Here is a 1,304-nt window from a genome sequence, read left to right as displayed (position 1 = left end):
CCGCCGCCGAGGGTGCCTCCTTGCATGGCGAAATTGAGATCAATCGCCGACAGACTCAAAGCCAGACGGAGGAGGGACCCGATCGGTTCAGCAGAGTCTGAGACGCCCAGGTACCCTTGGCCCTTGGCGGCAAGCGCGATGAGAAGGGCGTACAGGGCGAGGGTGTAGACGCGTGAAAAGGCGGTATTTGGCCGCCTTATGGAAGATATGCCATCCTTAGTTGGTTGGCGGGCGGGGGAACTTGCTGCAGGGCTATCGATCAGAGGCCACGCCGCACTAGATAGGTACGCCATACGGCGAGCTTCACGGGATCAGTTCTTGCACCTCCACATCGATCCCGCAATACTCACAGTACACTGACTTCTCTTCCTCACCGGACAGTTCGAATGAGCTCATGCCGCAGTAGGGGCAGAAGCGGGCCTCTTTCCTTTTGTTCTCTTTGTTCTCTGTAGTCGCCATCTGACTTCTTCGATGAATCGGAATCGGGCTCGTGAGCGTGTCCGCGGACCAAAGTGAGTTACGATTGCTCTCTCAGGCATTGCCCTTCTATAACACTGCTGTCTACAATCCGTCAAGGCCGACGATCAGGTCGCGTTGACAACTGGAAATGCCATGCCTATGATTAGGGGGACTGAGGATCTTTGGCGAAGGAGGACCTATGGCCTTTATGCGATTTGATAAGTTCACGTTTAAGGCGCAGGAGGCGATCCAGCAGGCCCAAAAGCTGGCCGAGGAACGGGAGCATCAGGCGATTGACGTTGAGCACCTGTTGCTGGCGCTGGTCGGCCAGGCGGAAGGAGTGGTCCAGCCGATCCTGAGAAAGATGGGGGCCAACCCAGGCCAGGTTGCCTCACGACTCACAGAGGAGCTTGGGCGACTTCCCAGAGTCTCCGGCTTGCCACAAGGCCAGGTCCACATCACGCCGCGCCTTGAAAAGGTGCTGAGTGCGGCGCTGTCCGAGGCGGAACGCCTCAAGGACGAGTATGTCAGCACCGAGCATCTGCTCCTGGCGATCTCCGACGCGGGCGGCGGCGGTGTCGGGAAGGTCTTTCGCGAAGCTGGGATTACAAAGGACAGAATCTACGCGGCCTTGCAGGAGGTCCGCGGTAGTCAGCGCGTGACCGACCAGGCCCCGGAGGAGAAGTACCAGGCGCTGGAACGGTACGCCCGCGATCTGACCGATCTGGCCAGAAAGGGGAAGTTGGACCCGGTCATCGGTCGGGACGATGAGATCCGCCGGGTGGTCCAGGTCCTGGCGCGCCGGACCAAGAACAACCCGGTCCTGATCGGCGAGCCGGGGGTGG

3 protein-coding genes are annotated in these 1,304 nt (G+C 59.9%); 1 reads left to right on the top strand and 2 read right to left on the bottom strand.

Annotation, left to right across the window (positions count from 1 at the left end; genetic code table 11):
- Positions 1-293 (bottom strand): hypothetical protein (locus KGL31_01295; protein MDE2320545.1); only part of this gene is annotated, 293 nt, incomplete at its 3' end.
- 10 nt (positions 294-303) lie between these two features.
- Positions 304-459 (bottom strand): hypothetical protein, encoded by a 156-nt coding sequence (locus KGL31_01290; GenBank protein ID MDE2320544.1) that lies wholly within the window; start codon positions 457-459, stop codon positions 304-306.
- A gap of 199 nt (positions 460-658) precedes the next feature.
- Between KGL31_01290 and KGL31_01285 the strand changes: the two genes are divergently transcribed.
- A partial coding sequence (locus tag KGL31_01285) for a type VI secretion system ATPase TssH (GenBank protein ID MDE2320543.1) occupies positions 659-1,304 on the top strand: 646 nt, incomplete at its 3' end.

This window comes from Candidatus Methylomirabilota bacterium, from assembly GCA_028870115.1.
In the GTDB taxonomy this organism is placed as follows: Bacteria; Methylomirabilota; Methylomirabilia; order Methylomirabilales; family Methylomirabilaceae; genus Methylomirabilis.
This window is presented reverse-complemented; position numbering and strand designations above follow the sequence as displayed.